The 526-nt window shown below is 45.2% G+C and carries 1 protein-coding gene; it reads right to left on the bottom strand.

Annotation, left to right across the window (positions count from 1 at the left end):
- Nucleotides 1-83: 83 nt before the first annotated feature.
- Nucleotides 84-526, bottom strand: a 443-nt coding sequence (locus GJV78_RS22800; protein ID WP_155110329.1) for a formylglycine-generating enzyme family protein, incomplete at its 5' end; no start/stop codon positions are given.

Genomic DNA, 526 nt, shown 5'->3' with positions numbered 1-526 from the left:
CTTTGCCGCGCTATTATTATCACAGGCCGTCAGCAGTAGCGAGGCCAGCAATACAAAGTGCTTCGGCATCAAAATACATACCCTTATTTTATTGGTTGCAGGCTATTGACCACGCAACGAACTGTTTTATCACCCGTGACCTCTGTATCTGGCTTGCTACTATATCTGGCAACTGTTAATCCCTTAAAAGGCCCCGATAAATCTGCACCACGCATTACCTTTGTATAATTTCCTTCATAATCTTTATATGTTGGTTTTTCCGGCCCTTTGGGATTTTCGGCAGGAGAGTTCCTGTAATAATCAGGATCGTACCAGTCATTGGCCCAGTCGTAACCATTACCCGCCATATCGTAGATACCCAGTGGGTTAGGCGGATACCTGTCTACCGGCAATGCAGTATATATATCTGAACTAAGCCCCATTTTTCTTGCGAATTCTTTACGATCCCGTGTACCGGAAATATTAATCCCACGCTGAATACCGTCCATCTCCAGCACGCCGCTGTTGGTCCCCACAATAAAGAATT

It is taken from the genome of Intestinirhabdus alba (assembly GCF_009711095.1).
Classification (GTDB): Bacteria; Pseudomonadota; Gammaproteobacteria; order Enterobacterales; family Enterobacteriaceae; genus Intestinirhabdus; species Intestinirhabdus alba.
This window is presented reverse-complemented; position numbering and strand designations above follow the sequence as displayed.